Here is a 13,469-nt window from a genome sequence, read left to right as displayed (position 1 = left end):
TCGGTGGGTGGCACCGGCGGATCGGCTGCGGGCGGTGCTGGCGGATTGGCTGTGGGTGGTGCTGGCGGATTGGCTGTGGGTGGTGCTGGCGGATTGGCTGTGGGTGGTGCTGGCGGATTGGCTGCAGGCGGCACCGGCGGATTGTCGGTGGGCGGCGGTAGGGTGGCTCGCTGACGCCCCGATCGGGGTCGCCTCGTGATCATGGGATGGGGGATTTCATGGTGGGGAGCAAGATTCGGATCCGGGCCGCGGTCGTGGGGCTGGCGGCCGTGCTGCTGGCCGCGTGCGGGGGATCGAGTGCGGCGAGCGATCCGTATCAGTGGCTCGAAGAGCTGGACAGTCCCCGTGTGCAGACGTGGGTGGCGGCCGAGAACGCCAAGACCCTCGGCGTGCTCGAGCAGGACCCGCGCTACGCCGGCAACTTCGCCCAGGCGAAGGCGCTGGCGAACGCGGCCGATCGCCTGCCGGTCCCCGAGTTCCACGACGGGAGGATCGGCAACTTCTGGCAGGACGCCGACCATCAGCGCGGCATCTGGCGGGAGACGACGGTCGCGGATTACGAATCGCCGCAACCACAGTGGCGCACCGTGCTGGATCTGGACGCCCTGGCCCGCGACGAGGGCAAGAACTGGGTGTGGAAGGGCATGTCCTGCGACCCGGTCACCCACCGGCGCTGCCTGGTGGAACTGTCCGAAGGCGGCGAGGACGCGGTCACGCTGCGCGAATTCGATCTGGGGACAGGGACGTTCGTGGCCGGTGGGTTCGTGCTCGACCGCGGCAAGCAGTACGCCTCCTGGGTGGACACCGACACGCTGCTGGTGTCGCGGGAATGGCAGGCGGGGGAGAAGACCACCTCGGGCTATCCCTACGTGGTGAAGCGCCTGGGGCGCGGGCAGACGCTCGACCAGGCGGTGGAGGTCGCGCGCGGCGACCAGGGCGACGGGCTCGCCACCGCGGCGGTGCTGCTGGACAACGGGGCCGGGCGGCGGATGAACCTGGTGGAACGGCGGCCGTCGTTCTACGAGTCGCAGGTCAGCCTGCTCACCGGCGGGCAGCCCGCGCGGCTGGGCCTGCCGCCGAAGTCCGGCCTCGAGGGGATGGTCGGCAATCGGGTCCTCGTTGCGCTGCAACAGGATTGGACCACCGGCGGAACCACCTTCGAGTCCGGTTCGCTGGTGTCGCTCGACGCCGACGACCTGACTGCGCACCCGGATCAGCCGAAGGTCACCCTCGTCTACGCGCCCGGCCCGCAGGAGACCCTCGAGGGGGTCATGACGACCCGGGACCACATCGTGGTGACCTCGCTCTACGACGTGAAAGGCCGCGCCACCGTCTACACCCCGCAGCCCGACGGCGGCTGGACCTCCGCACCCGTCGCCCTGCCCGACAACGCGACCGTCTCCGGCGTGGACGCCGACTCCCAGGGGGAGACGGCGTATCTGTCGGTCACCTCGATGCTCACCCCGGCCACCATCTGGAGTCTGGATACCGCGACCGGCCGGCTGAATCAGGTGAAAGCCGCACCGGCACGGTTCGATTCATCCGGGTTCGTCGTGGAGCAGCTGAAGGCCACCTCGCCCGACGGCACCACCGTGCCGTACTTCATCGTGCACCCGGCCGCGCTGCCCTACGACGGCAGCACCCCGACGATCCTGTGGGGGTACGGCGGCTTCGCCTCCTCGTCCACGCCCGGCTATAACGGCCTCCTCGGCAAGTCGTGGCTCGAGCACGGCGGGGCGTACGTCATCGCGAATATCCGCGGCGGCGGCGAGTACGGGCCCGCCTGGCACGACGCGGCACTGAAGACGCACCGGCAGAAGGCCTTCGACGATTTCGCGGCCGTCGCCGACGATCTCGTCGCGCGCAAGATCACCTCGCCGCGGCGGCTGGGGATCCAGGGCGGCTCCAATGGCGGGCTGCTCATGGGTGTCGAATTCACGCAGCATCCGGAGCGGTGGAGCGCCGTGGACATCCAGGTGCCACTGCTGGACATGGTCCGCTACGAGCAGATCGCAGCGGGCGCGTCCTGGGTGGGGGAGTACGGATCGGTGTCCGATCCCGACGAACGTGTCTTCCTCGAGTCGATTTCGCCGTACGCGCAGCTGAAGAAGGGCGTCCGCTATCCCGAGCCACTGATCTGGACGACCACCAAGGACGACCGGGTCGGGCCTCAGCACGCACGCAAATTCGCCGCCCGACTAGCCGAGTTCGGCGATCCGTACCTGTTCTACGAGGCCACCCAGGGCGGCCACGGGTCGGGCGCGAACAATGACGAGAAGGCGCACACCAGCGCGCTGGAGTACACCTACTTCATGCGGCAGCTGATGTGACCGGTTCCGTGTGAACGGACACGTGCGGCGTGCGGTGACAGGTTCGGCGTGCGGCGGCCGCCTACTCCGGGTCCTGCACAATGAGCGAAACCGCCATGGGGACGAGCACTTCCACCAGGTCGCTCACCGGCGGACGCGGCTCGGAGAGCAGCCACTCGTGGGCCAGGCCGTTGATCGCCCCGATCAGGGCGCTGCCCGCGAGTTCGCCCGTGCCGCGGATATGCGCGCCCGAACCGGCCAGCGGCTCCACCGCCTGATACAGGGTCGCGACCCAGGCGTGCCGTCGCGCGCGCCGGTGCTGCTCCATGCGCTCGCTCACGCCGACGACCTCGACGAAGGCGACCTTGGCGCGGTGCGGGTCGGCGCCGATCGAGTCGAGGAAGGCCGAGAGCGCCCGCGTTACCGTGTCGGTCGGGTCCGGGTCCGGTCCCATCGCGCTCAGGGCGGTGGCCAGCGCGGCGCCGGCCTGATCCTGGATCTGGTCGTACGCGGCGACCAGCACGTCCTCGCGCGTCTGGAACTCCTCGTAGAACTGGCGTTTGGACAGTCCGGCGGCCGCGCACACATCGGCCAGCGAACAGTTGGCGTAGCCACGCTCACCGAAGATCTGGATGGCCGCGTCGAGGAATCGCTGCCGGCGTTCGGCTTTTCGTTCGGTCACGGCGCGTCCGCCGTACTGCCTGCCTTCGATCGTCACTGTCGTTTCTCGATCGTCACGTCCGAAAGGTTACGGGTGCCTCAGCGACGCGGACGCAAACCGTTCATCATGTGGGCCACCATCTCGTCGAACAGGCCGTCCGCCTCCTCGGCGTCGACCAGGCCCGAACCCAGGATGGCGGCCAGTCCGTGCAGCGCGGCGACCGCCGACAGGCAGATGCGCCGCGCGTCGCCCGGCACCACCTCGCCGTTCGCCTGCGCGTCGGCGACCATTTCGATCGGCACGGTGAAGGCGCGGGCGGCGGCCTCGCCGATGGCCGGGGTGGGACTGTTCTTGCGCGCGAACATGAGTGCCAGCAGCGCCGGGCTGTCGATGGCGAAACGCAGGTAGGTGTGGGCCATGGCGCGCAGGCGTTCCGGGAAGGTGCCGGTGACCGCGGCCTTCTCGAATCCGGCTCCCAGCCGCTCGAATCCGGCTACGGTCAGCGCATCCAGGAGGGCCTGTTTGTCGCGGAAGTGCCTGCTCGGCGCGGCGTGGCTGACGCCGGTGTCGCGAGCGAGCTGCCGTAGCGAGAGGCCGTCGACGCCCGCGCCGCGCAGGGTCTCCTCGGCGCGGCGAAGAAGTTCGGCGCGCAGGTCTCCATGGTGGTAGGACCGCGTGCGCTCCACCACCTCGCGGGCCTTGCGCTTGGCGATGCTCATGGTGAGAGCAGGATATCGGACACACTCCGGGATGTTGGCGTTGACTACTTTGTTGTCGCTGCCTACATTCGGTCGCATGGCGAATGACAAAGCCTCCCCGACCGGCCCGGACGCCACCTCCGCGACGGGCTCGGAGGCCACGGTGACCCCGGCGGCGACCCCGTCCCGGCCGACCGTGCCGCTGCGCGGCTGGATCGGCCCGATGCTGGTGCTCACGCTGCTCGCGGCGCTGATCGGCACCATGTACCTCGGCTACACCTCCGACCCGGAGAAGAATCTGCACGACTTCCCGGTCGCCCTCGTCAATCAGGACGTGGGCGACGTGATGGACGGCAAGACCCTCAATGTCGGCGACCAGATCACCGACGCGCTGACCAAGCAGATCCCGCGGGACAAGATCGACCTGCGGCTGGCCGGCATCAACGACGCCCGCCAGCAGCTGAGCAACGGCCAGATCTACGGCGCCATCATCATTCCCAGCGACTTCAGCAAGCGGCTGTCCATTCTGGCGGCGGCCTCGGTTGTTCCGGGCGACGTGGAGCGCCCGGTGATCACCGTGCAGACGAATCCGCGCGCGGGCACCTACGCGTCCTCGATCATGCAGCGCATCACCGATCGTGCCATGGCACAGGTCAATACGACTGTCGGTGCGCAGCTCACCGATCAGGTGAAGGCGAAACTGGCACCACGCGCGGGCGCGCCCGTCACCGAATTGTCCGGTGTGGCACGGCTGCAGCTGGCCAAGCCCATCGACATCGTGGTCAGCCCGTACCGCCCGCTGCCCGCGGGCACCGGCCAGGGCCTGTCCGCGTTCTTCTACACCCTCGTACTGCTGTTCGCGGGCTTCAGCGGCGCCATGATCATCCACTCCATGATCGACAACGTGCTCGGTTACGCCCCGGCCGAATACGGTCCCTGGTTCCGTGCGGCGGAACCGGCGTCCATCAGCCGCTGGCATACCCTGCTGGTGAAGTGGGCCATCACGATCATCACCGCACCGGTGCTCTCGGGCATGTTCATGGGCATCGCCCGAATCTTCGGCATGCCGATCGATCAGCCGCTGCCGCTGTTCCTCTACGGCACCCTGGCCGTCATCGCGGTGGGGGTGACCGGCCTGTCGGTGCTGGCCGCCTTCGGCACCGCGGGCCTGCTGGTCAACATGATCGTCTTCGTGGTGCTGGGCCTGCCCTCGTCCTCCGGCTCGATTCCGGTGGAGGCGATTCCGCGCTGGATCGCGTCGCTGTCCAGCTTCGAGCCCATGCACCAGATCTACCTGTCGGTGCGCGCCATCCTGTTCTTCGACGGGCACCTGGAAGCGGGTCTGAGCACCGGCATCTGGATGACGCTGTTCGGCCTGGGCCTGGGTCTGCTGCTGGGCGCGGTCGCCACTCACACCTACGATCTGCGGGGCCTGTCCCGGCTCGGTGTGTCACATCAGCTCTGACCGCTCTCGGTCACAGTGACTTTCGACCCTGTTCGTTGTCGAGCTGTGACGGTGATACTGGCGCCGGGCACCGAATTACTCATCGCCGGGCGATGATTGTGGGGCGGTTCGATGGTGATGGCTTCATCGCAGTTCGATCAGCTGACAGGACAGTTCCTGCGTGCCGTGCGAGATGCCGGCGGCGGTCTGGGCGCGGTGTGCACCGCGTGTGTACAGGTGCTACCGGTACGGCGCGCCGCCATCGTGCTCGAGGAGCGCGACGCGGGCATGCAGCCCTGGTGCGCGAGTGACGAATTCGCCGAGCGGGTGGAGCTGGCGCAGGCCACCGCCGGCGAGGGGCCCGCGGTGACGGCGGTGGCCGACGGGGTGCCGGTGATCGTCACCGATCTGAGCGCGGACTGCGAGCACTGGCCCGGTTTCGCCGAGGCCCTCTTGGGGGAGCCCGTGTCGGGTTCACTGTTCGCGGTGCCGCTGCGGCTGGGCGCGATCCGGCTCGGCGCGGTGGATCTGTACCGGGATTCGATCGGGCGGCCGGGGCCGCGACTGCTGTCGGCGGCGCTGCACATCGCCGATCTGGTCACCGCCAGCCTGATGCTGGCCACCGGCGACGACGCCCGGCAGTGGGCACAGCCGTTGTCCAGCCGGTGGATCCACCAGGCGGCCGGGATGACCAGCGCCCGGCTCGGTATCGAGATCGCCGACGCCTATGCCCGCCTGCGCGGATACGCCTTCACCCATGGGCTTTCGCTGGTGGAGGTGGCCCGCCGGGTGGTGGAGTGCGATATTCGGATCGAGGCCGAATGAGCGCAACTGTTCCGTGGTAACCCGGACCTGGCGCACCACCCTGGCGCATCATCAGGCGGTGGACCGGGGTGCGGCGCGAATGCAGCGCGGCCGGGCACGAACACCGTTGGGGTTTCTGCGATTACCGGCCCGCCACCGATGGGGTGGCCGAGGAGATCCTGCGCCGCCACGAGGCGCGCGCCATCCGCCGCGGTCAGGCCACGTTCACCCCCCTACCAGCGCGAGTCGGTGGTGCTCGCCTTCTACGGCGGTCTCGCCTACCCGGAGGTCGCGGCGCGGCCGGGCATCGGGTTGCCGGCGGTCGAGGCCCGCATCCGCTCGAGGCTGACGCAGCTCAAAGTGTCACTCGCATAACCCGATACGACGTCGGCGCTATAGCCCGACTCGACGTCAGTGCGCGGCGGTGGCCTTGAAGCCGCGCGGAACCAGGATCACGGTCAGCACCGCGACGGTGCCCACCATGGCGGTGGAGATCCAGGAGGTGGTGGTGAGCGCGGCATCGTAGGCGTGCTGGGCGATGCGCAGCACCTCGTCGCCGGTGGGCCCGCCGATCTTCTCGGCGACGTAGGCCGCGCCGCCCACCGAGCCCCGCGCATCGGCCAGATCGTCACCCTGCAGCGGCAATCCGGTCATATGGCTGGTGAACAGGCGGCCGTGAATGCTGCCCAGTAGCGCCACTCCCAGGCCGATGCCCAGCTCGTAATTGGTCTCCTCGACCGCACCCGCCTGCCCGGCGCGCTCGGCCGGAACCGCCGACACCAGCACCGCGGCGGCGGTGGTGATGGCGATGCCGTCACCGATGCCCAGGCACACCAGCACCAGCGCCACGATCGGATACGTGGTGTCCGGCGCCGCCGCCAGCACCGCGAAACCCGAGGCCAGCGCGCCCAGCGCGACACCCATCAGCACACGCACGCTCACGTGCTGCATGAGCCACGGCGTGGCCAGCGAACCGAACAGGGTGGCCAGCGCCGCGGGCAGCGTGCGCATCCCCGCCTCGGAGGGCGAGTAGCCGTGAATGTACTGCAGCCACAACGAGATCAGGAACAATGCGGCGCCGATGGCCAGCATGGCCAGCAGCGTCGCCAGCGCCGCGGCGGTGAAGGCGCGATTGCGGAACAGCCGCACATCCAGCAGCGGGTCCGTCGATTTCAGCTGCCGATAGGCGAACAGTCCCAGCAGCAGGACCGAGACCACCATGATCACCAGATCGATCGGGGCCGGATTGCCCTTGGCCACATGCTTGATGCCCCACGCGAGCGCCACCACGCCCACCACCGACAGGGCCGCGCTCGCCCAGTCCATGCTGCCGTGTTGCGGCGCTTTGTATTCCGGCAGCAACCACAGTCCGGCGGCCACGGTGATGATCACCACCGGCACGTTCAGCCAGAAGGCGGCCGACCACCCGAACGCCTCGACCAGGTGACCGCCGACCAGCGGTCCGATGGCCGCGCCCGCACCGGCCACCGACGCCCAGATGCCGATGGCCAGGGTTCGTTCCTTGTCGTCGGTGAAGATATTGCGGATCAGCGAGAGCGTGGACGGCATCACCATCGCGCCACCCACACCGAGCAGCGCCCGGCCCGCGATGAGCTGCGCCGGCACGTGCGCGGTCGCCGCCACCACCGAGGCCAGGCCGAAGAGCACGAAGCCGGACAGGAACAGCCGCTTGCGGCCGTAGCGGTCGCCGATCGCGCCGCAGGTGATCAGCAGGCCGCCCAGCACCAACCCGTACAGGTCGACGATCCAGAGCTGTTCCATGGGACTGGGTGCCATGTGATCGATGAGCGAGGGCAGCGCGACATTGAGGATCGTCGCGTCCATCGCCACCAGCAGCAGGCTCGCGCACAGCACGGCGAGCATGGCCCACCTGCTCGCGGGCGCGGGCACCACCCGGTCCACCAGATCGTTCGACTGTTCCCGGGGTGGGATGCGGCCCACGGTTTCCGCCTCCTCGATTAGGCGTAGGTCAAGCTGCTGGCAACAACCTGGCTAAGCCTACCCGCGCGCTGCGGCACGGCCCGGCCGCTGACCGGGGAGAGATCACTTACTTGTCGGCGTTCGCGTTCTGCTTCGCGAGCAGGTCGCGGATCTCGGTGAGGAGCTCGAGCTCGGTTGGGTCGGCCTTCACCGCGGTGGGCTTGCTGAGCCGGTTCTTGATGGTGTTCATCGGGAGGATGAGCACGAAGTAGAGGACCGCGGCCACGCACAGAAAGTTGATGCCGGCGCTGATGATCGGCCCGAGGGCGACGAAGGTGGACGGCTTGTCGGACAGCAGCTGGAAGCCCAGACCGTATTCCTTGTTGCCGCCGAGAGTCGCGAGCAGTGGTTCGATCACACCCTTGGTCACCGAGGTCACGATGGCGGTGAAGGCCGTACCCATGACGACGGCCACCGCGAGATCGATGACGTTGCCCCTCATCAGGAAGTCTTTGAAGCCCTTGAGCATGATGCGCGCAGATCCAATCCGAGACGATTTCGTTATGTTTCGAATGGGAGTTTAAGGGCTGGTCGGGGTGCCGGGTCTCCATGGCATATCCCCCTTGACGCGCATCACTCCGGACGGTCGGTCGGGGTCTGGCGCACAATGGGCAACCCTGGTTCCAGGCCGTGTCGGCCCGGAACCGGGGTTGGCCGGACTACTTTCCGCCGCCCCTGTTCTTCAGCGCGGTGACAATCTCGTTGACCGCGGCGAGCACATCCTGTGCGGCGTGGTCGAGATTGGCCCGCACCGTTTCCAGGGTGCTCTGCAGATCCTCGGGAGTGATCCTGTCGGCGAAGGATTTCGCCATATCGGCGAGATCGGCGGCCGCGCTCTGCGCCCGTTCGGCCAGTTCGGCCGCGGCTCCGCTGGCCCGTTCGGCCAGTTGGCCCGCCGCCGATTCGGCCCGCTCACGCAGGTCGGAGGCGGTGACCCCGAGGTCGGTGCTCAAATCGTCGGCGGTGGTGCGCAGGTCGTCGGCCAGGCGTTCGGCTTTGTCGTCGGAATCGTCATTCTTAGGCATGGTCTCGGCGTCTCCTACTTCGATCCACCGTCGGACATCGACTCGACTTTGCCTGCCCGGCCGGCGGCTTTCCCGTTGTCGCTGAGTGAAGTCATCGGAACCTCCTACGTGGTAGTCACACCAGGAAGAGCAGCGATCTTTCAGCAATTGATACTAGTCGGTTCGTCAGGGCAGCGGCCTCGGTTTCTCAGTGCACCGGCCCGAGGACGCGCTCGATGTAGGCGTTGGTGAAGCGGCCTTTCGGATCGAAACGACGGCGGACCTCGGCGAACTTCTCCCAGTCCGGATAGCGCTCGGCCAGGGTCTCGGCGGTCTGGAAGTGGCGCTTGCCCCAGTGCGGGCGGCCGTTGTAGCGGTCGAAGACGCGTTCGCAGGCCCGGAAATAGGGCTCGTAGTTCATGCCCTGGTACTGGTGCACGGCGATGTAGCAGGTCTCGCGGCCGCCGGCGGGCGAAAGGAAGGCGTCGTCGGGGGCGACCCAGCGCACCTCTATCGGCATCGGGGTGTCGAAATGCTTGGCCACCTCCTTGATCTCGCGGATCGCGTCGGCCGAATGTTCGCGCGGCAGTGCGTATTCCATCTCGGTGAAGCGGAACAGCCGGGGGCTGGCGAAGACCTTGTAGGAGCGCTCGACCTGGCGGCGGTAACTGCCCGCGTAGGCCGCGCTGCGCTGGATCATCGGGATCAGGCTCGGGCGGCGGCGGGTGAGCCGGCAGAGGGCGTCGAAGGTGTAGTTGGTCATGAGGATGTCGGAGAACCAGTCCACGGCCTTGCCGCGCGGTCGCTCGGGCAGCTCGACCCGGTTGTTGCGCTTGGTCATGGCCAGCGGGCTGTGCGCGAACATGTAGAACTCGAAGTGCTCATTCCCCTCGACGTAGGTGTCGAGATCGGCCAGCACATCCTCGACCGGGACCGGTCGCTCGATGCCCTCGAGCACGAATGACGGCACCATCTGCAGGGTCACGGCAGTGACGACGCCCAGGGCGCCCACGTTCACGCGGGCGGCGCGCCAGCCGTCGGGGTCGGTCTGTTCGTTGAGTTCGACCCGGCTGCCGTCGGCGAGCATGAGTTCGACGGAATGCAGTGCGGCTGAGAGATTCTGGAGCTTGGATCCGGTGCCGTGGGTGCCGGTCGCGGTGGCGCCGGCGATGGACTGCACGTCGATGTCGCCGAGGTTGGGGAAGGCCAGGCCCAGCGGATGCAGCGCGTTGCTGGTGGCATTGAGGGTGATGCCCGCTTCCACCCGGACCAGTCCGGATTCGCGGTCCACGTTCAGGATCCGGTCCAGTTTGTTCAGGCGCATGAGCGTGCCGTCGGTGAGCACGGTCTCGGTGAAGGAATGTCCCGATCCGGCGACCCGGACGGTGTGCCCATTCGCTTCGGCCTGTGCGAGTACTGCCGCGACGTCCTCGGGCGAGCTCGGTTCGGTGATGGCTTCCGGGGTGCAGCTCTGATCCCCGGCCCAGTTCACCCAAGAGTTGGTCATGCGACCAACTTTAAACCGCGAGTGTGATGTGCGCTACCGTTTGCGCGGGGTATATGCCGCGGCCTTGGCTCGCTCCACCTCTTCCTCGGTCAGCGGCGGCTGCGTCAGGGCCAGTCGGGGCACGCCGTCGCCGCGCACGCCATTGAGGATCAGCGCCATATAGCGCTCCCATACGTCGGGATTGACGGGCCGGGCGAATCCGGCCATGCCGTCGACCATATTGACCATGGCGAAGAAGTCGCCCGCCTCGATGTCGGGCTGCAGCGCCCCGGCGTCCTTGGCGCGCTGGATGACTGCCTGCATGCCGGGCCGGATCTGATCCTTCATGCACACGAAGCGATCCATGCTGTCGTGCAGTTCGAGGATCACCTCGCCGAACCCGCGGTTGAGCGCGATGTGCCGGCACGAGTAATCGAACAGATCGACCAGGCCCTGCCACGGGTCTGGATGGTGCAGTGCCACATCCACGGCTCCAGCGAGACCGGTGACCATCTGGTCGAAGACCTCGGAGATGAGTTCCTGTTTGTTGGCGAAGCGGCGGTAGACGGTGCCGACGCCGACGCCGGCGTGTTCGGCCACATCGTCGAGAGTGACCTCCAGCCCGCGATCGGCGAACAACTCGCGGGCGGCCGCGATGATGCGCTGCTGATTGCGGGCGGCGTCCGCGCGCAGACGCCGAGGTGGGGGCGCGGTGGTGACGTGATTCACACCCTGATCCTAACAGCAATCGGGATTATCCGGAGGAACTATCTCCGTTTTGCTGGTAGCTTTTACCGGTAAGCGGAGACGGCTTCTCCACTAATCCTAGGGGACGAGGAAAACCACCATGACAACAGCTCTCGAGAAAGAGGTCGCGGCACCGGCCGCGGAGTCGCGCCGCGGCTCGCACGCCATGCGCTGGTGGGTGCTCGCCGTACTCGGCGTCGCCCAGTTGATGGTCGTGCTGGACGCGACCGTCGTGAACATCGCGCTGCCGCACGCGCAGGCCGATCTGGGCTTCTCCAATGGCGAACGGCAGTGGGTCATCACCGGCTACGCACTCGCCTTCGGCAGCCTGCTGCTGCTCGGCGGCCGGCTCTCCGACCTGTTCGGCCGGCGCGCCACCTTCATCACCGGCCTGGTCGGCTTCGCGGTCGCCTCGGCCGTCGGCGGCGCGGCCGGCAACTTCGAGGTGCTGGTCGGCTCTCGCGTCGCGCAGGGCGTGTTCGCGGCGCTGCTGGCGCCCGCCGCACTGTCGCTGCTGACCGTTACCTTCACCGAACCCGCCGAGCGTGCAAAGGCTTTCGGCATCTTCGGCGCCATCGCCGGCGCCGGCGGCGCGCTGGGCCTGCTACTGGGCGGCGCGCTCACCGAGTGGGCCTCGTGGCGCTGGGTGATGTACGTGAACCTGGTCTTCGCGGCCGTCGCGCTCGTCGGCGCGATCCTGCTGCTGGCCAAGCACACCGCCACCGAGCGGCCCAAGCTGGATCTGCCCGGCACCCTGGCGGTCACCGCGGCGCTGTTCGCCATCGTCTACGGCTTCTCGCACGCCGAGTCCGACGGCTGGACCAACGGCCTGACCCTGTCCTTCCTGATCGGCGGCGTGGTGCTGCTGGGAGTGTTCGCGTGGCTGGAACAGCGGGTCGCGCATCCGCTGCTGCCGCTGCGCGTGGTGCTGGACAAGACCCGCGGCGCGTCCTACGTCACGGTGTTCACCATCGGCATCGGCATGTTCGCCATGTTCCTGTTCCTCACCTACTACATGCAGCAGCAGCTGGGGTTCTCGCCGATCCGTACCGGCGTGGCCTTCCTGCCCATGGTCGCCGGCATGGTGGCGGCCTCCACCACCGTGCCCGCCCTGCTGATCCCCCGGGTCGGCCCGAAGGTGACCGTGGTGAGCGGATTCCTGTTCGCCACAGTGGGAATGGTGCTGCTGACCCGCATCGGCGTGGACACCGGCTACGCGAGCCACATCCTGCCGAGCCTGGTGCTGATGGGCCTGGGCCTGGGTATGGCGATGTCCACCGCCTTCAGCGGTGCGACCTCGGGCGTGCACCACACCGACGCCGGTGTCGCCTCGGCCATGGTGAACACCAGCCAGCAGGTCGGCGGTTCCATCGGCACCGCGCTGCTGAGCACGCTGGCCGCGACGGCATTCGACAACTACGCCTCGAGCCACGTGCCGCCCTCGGCGGCGGTGCTGGCGGAGGCCGCGGTGAAGAGCTACACCACCACCTTCTGGTGGGCCGCCGCGATCTTCGTGGTCGGCGCGGTGGTCACCGGCTTGATCATGCCGAACCAGGTGCCGGTCCCGGCCGAGGGCGAACCCGTTCTGGCGCACTGAGTTTCCCGCTCCTGTCCCGGCGGGTTCCCGCCGGCCGTCCCGGAACCGGACGGTGAGGTCCGGAATGGAAGCGGCCCCGCTCACGAAAGTGATTGGGGCCGCTTCTTTTTCGGCTTACCGCGGTCAGCGGCAGTTGGAGGGCGGGGTCAGGCCCGCGCACCGGTGGACGGGTGGTTCATGGCGGTGAGGGAGCCGGGGAAAATGGCGGTGCCGAGAAGCCGAAGGGGTTGAGCGAGCTGTCGAGTTGGATCTCGGCGTGGTATTCGCCCTACATGCCCTCGGCGACCGCGAAGCCCAATCCGAACAGTGGCTGCGGCGAATTCCCTGCCGGGATGGCAATTTTGCCCGTATTGACCGGTACGCCGCCTTCAATGACGCCGACGATCGGCAGCTCCGGCGTGTAGTCGGGGGCGAGCGCGGCCGCGAACCGATGGCCACCGCGCCAGCCGAACAGCCGCCAGGCCGACCGGCGAATCACCCAGTCCCGCTGGGGCGAAGCGCTCGACCGCGCGAATGCCGTCGAGGGTGATGTGCTCGCCCATGCGGGCCGCGCCGTGCGGGGGCGGCGGCCATGACGGCCAGCAGCGCGACGGCGATTCCGAAGCTTTGGACCAGCATCTTTCTGATCGATTGGCGGACCGCCAACTTGGCTCCTCGAGGCCGATGGGACAACACCGGGCAAGCGGCACTATCCTCGCAGTTCCGGGCTATTGTTCGG

At 68.1% G+C, this 13,469-nt stretch carries 13 protein-coding genes; 5 read left to right on the top strand and 8 right to left on the bottom strand.

What is annotated here, in order from left to right:
* Positions 1-7 precede the first annotated feature (7 nt).
* A complete protein-coding gene (locus ON33_RS21495) occupies positions 8-199 on the top strand; it encodes a hypothetical protein (RefSeq protein WP_040860794.1) in 192 nt (63 codons plus the stop codon).
* Between the two features lie 22 nt (positions 200-221).
* Entirely contained in the window at positions 222-2,330 is a 2,109-nt protein-coding gene (locus tag ON33_RS21490; RefSeq protein WP_245550648.1) for a prolyl oligopeptidase family serine peptidase, read from the top strand.
* 61 nt (positions 2,331-2,391) lie between these two features.
* Here ON33_RS21490 and ON33_RS21485 read toward each other — a convergent pair whose 3' ends face one another.
* Both ON33_RS21485 and ON33_RS21480 read right to left on the bottom strand, forming a co-directional pair.
* Complete coding sequence (locus ON33_RS21485) at positions 2,392-2,991, bottom strand: TetR/AcrR family transcriptional regulator (RefSeq protein ID WP_245550647.1); 600 nt, start codon at positions 2,989-2,991, stop codon at positions 2,392-2,394.
* A 77-nt stretch (positions 2,992-3,068) separates the two neighbouring features.
* Positions 3,069-3,689 (bottom strand): TetR/AcrR family transcriptional regulator, encoded by a 621-nt coding sequence (locus ON33_RS21480; protein ID WP_051152634.1) that lies wholly within the window; start codon positions 3,687-3,689, stop codon positions 3,069-3,071.
* A gap of 76 nt (positions 3,690-3,765) precedes the next feature.
* Between ON33_RS21480 and ON33_RS21475 the strand changes: the two genes are divergently transcribed.
* Positions 3,766-5,133, top strand: a complete 1,368-nt coding sequence (locus tag ON33_RS21475; protein WP_083869168.1) for a YhgE/Pip domain-containing protein — start codon at positions 3,766-3,768, stop codon at positions 5,131-5,133.
* Positions 5,134-5,250: 117 nt separating this feature from the next.
* On the top strand, positions 5,251-5,937 hold the full coding sequence (locus ON33_RS21470) for a GAF and ANTAR domain-containing protein (protein ID WP_051152594.1): 687 nt from the start codon (positions 5,251-5,253) through the stop codon (positions 5,935-5,937).
* Between the two features lie 390 nt (positions 5,938-6,327).
* On the opposite strand, the gene ON33_RS21460 is transcribed toward ON33_RS21470, so the two are convergent.
* From ON33_RS21460 to ON33_RS21440, 5 genes are all read right to left on the bottom strand, one after another.
* Positions 6,328-7,878, bottom strand: a complete 1,551-nt coding sequence (locus ON33_RS21460) for an MFS transporter (protein ID WP_245550646.1) — start codon at positions 7,876-7,878, stop codon at positions 6,328-6,330.
* Between the two features lie 106 nt (positions 7,879-7,984).
* Positions 7,985-8,386: a large conductance mechanosensitive channel protein MscL gene (mscL, locus tag ON33_RS21455; RefSeq protein WP_040860791.1), complete on the bottom strand. Its 402-nt coding sequence runs from the start codon at positions 8,384-8,386 to the stop codon at positions 7,985-7,987.
* A 190-nt stretch (positions 8,387-8,576) separates the two neighbouring features.
* Positions 8,577-8,942 carry a hypothetical protein gene (locus tag ON33_RS21450; protein ID WP_040860790.1) on the bottom strand — a complete coding sequence of 122 codons (366 nt, stop codon included), beginning with the start codon at positions 8,940-8,942 and terminating at the stop codon, positions 8,577-8,579.
* 187 nt (positions 8,943-9,129) lie between these two features.
* Positions 9,130-10,428, bottom strand: coding sequence for a D-arabinono-1,4-lactone oxidase (locus tag ON33_RS21445; protein ID WP_040860789.1), 1,299 nt, complete (start codon positions 10,426-10,428; stop codon positions 9,130-9,132).
* Positions 10,429-10,461: 33 nt separating this feature from the next.
* Positions 10,462-11,136: a TetR/AcrR family transcriptional regulator gene (locus tag ON33_RS21440; RefSeq protein ID WP_040860788.1), complete on the bottom strand. Its 675-nt coding sequence runs from the start codon at positions 11,134-11,136 to the stop codon at positions 10,462-10,464.
* Between the two features lie 118 nt (positions 11,137-11,254).
* Here ON33_RS21440 and ON33_RS21435 point away from each other — a divergent pair, with 118 nt between their 5' ends.
* A complete protein-coding gene (locus ON33_RS21435) occupies positions 11,255-12,751 on the top strand; it encodes an MFS transporter (RefSeq protein ID WP_040860787.1) in 1,497 nt (498 codons plus the stop codon).
* 268 nt (positions 12,752-13,019) lie between these two features.
* Here ON33_RS21435 and ON33_RS21430 read toward each other — a convergent pair whose 3' ends face one another.
* On the bottom strand, positions 13,020-13,229 hold the full coding sequence (locus tag ON33_RS21430) for a lipase family protein (RefSeq protein WP_040860786.1): 210 nt from the start codon (positions 13,227-13,229) through the stop codon (positions 13,020-13,022).
* Positions 13,230-13,469 lie beyond the last annotated feature (240 nt).

This window comes from Nocardia niigatensis NBRC 100131 (assembly GCF_000308655.1).
Taxonomy (GTDB): domain Bacteria; phylum Actinomycetota; class Actinomycetes; order Mycobacteriales; family Mycobacteriaceae; genus Nocardia; species Nocardia niigatensis.
This window is presented reverse-complemented; position numbering and strand designations above follow the sequence as displayed.

Bases quoted from the DNA above. Each gene is read 5' to 3' on its own strand.
- ON33_RS21475 (WP_083869168.1), top strand. From the start codon at position 3,766: ATGGCGAATGACAAAGCCTCCCCGACCGGCCCGGACGCCACCTCCGCG.
- ON33_RS21470 (WP_051152594.1), top strand. From the start codon at position 5,251: ATGGCTTCATCGCAGTTCGATCAGCTGACAGGACAGTTCCTGCGTGCC.
- ON33_RS21435 (WP_040860787.1), top strand. From the start codon at position 11,255: ATGACAACAGCTCTCGAGAAAGAGGTCGCGGCACCGGCCGCGGAGTCG.
- mscL (WP_040860791.1), bottom strand. From the start codon at position 8,386: ATGCTCAAGGGCTTCAAAGACTTCCTGATGAGGGGCAACGTCATCGAT.
- ON33_RS21445 (WP_040860789.1), bottom strand. From the start codon at position 10,428: ATGACCAACTCTTGGGTGAACTGGGCCGGGGATCAGAGCTGCACCCCG.
- ON33_RS21450 (WP_040860790.1), bottom strand. From the start codon at position 8,942: ATGCCTAAGAATGACGATTCCGACGACAAAGCCGAACGCCTGGCCGAC.
- ON33_RS21480 (WP_051152634.1), bottom strand. From the start codon at position 3,689: ATGAGCATCGCCAAGCGCAAGGCCCGCGAGGTGGTGGAGCGCACGCGG.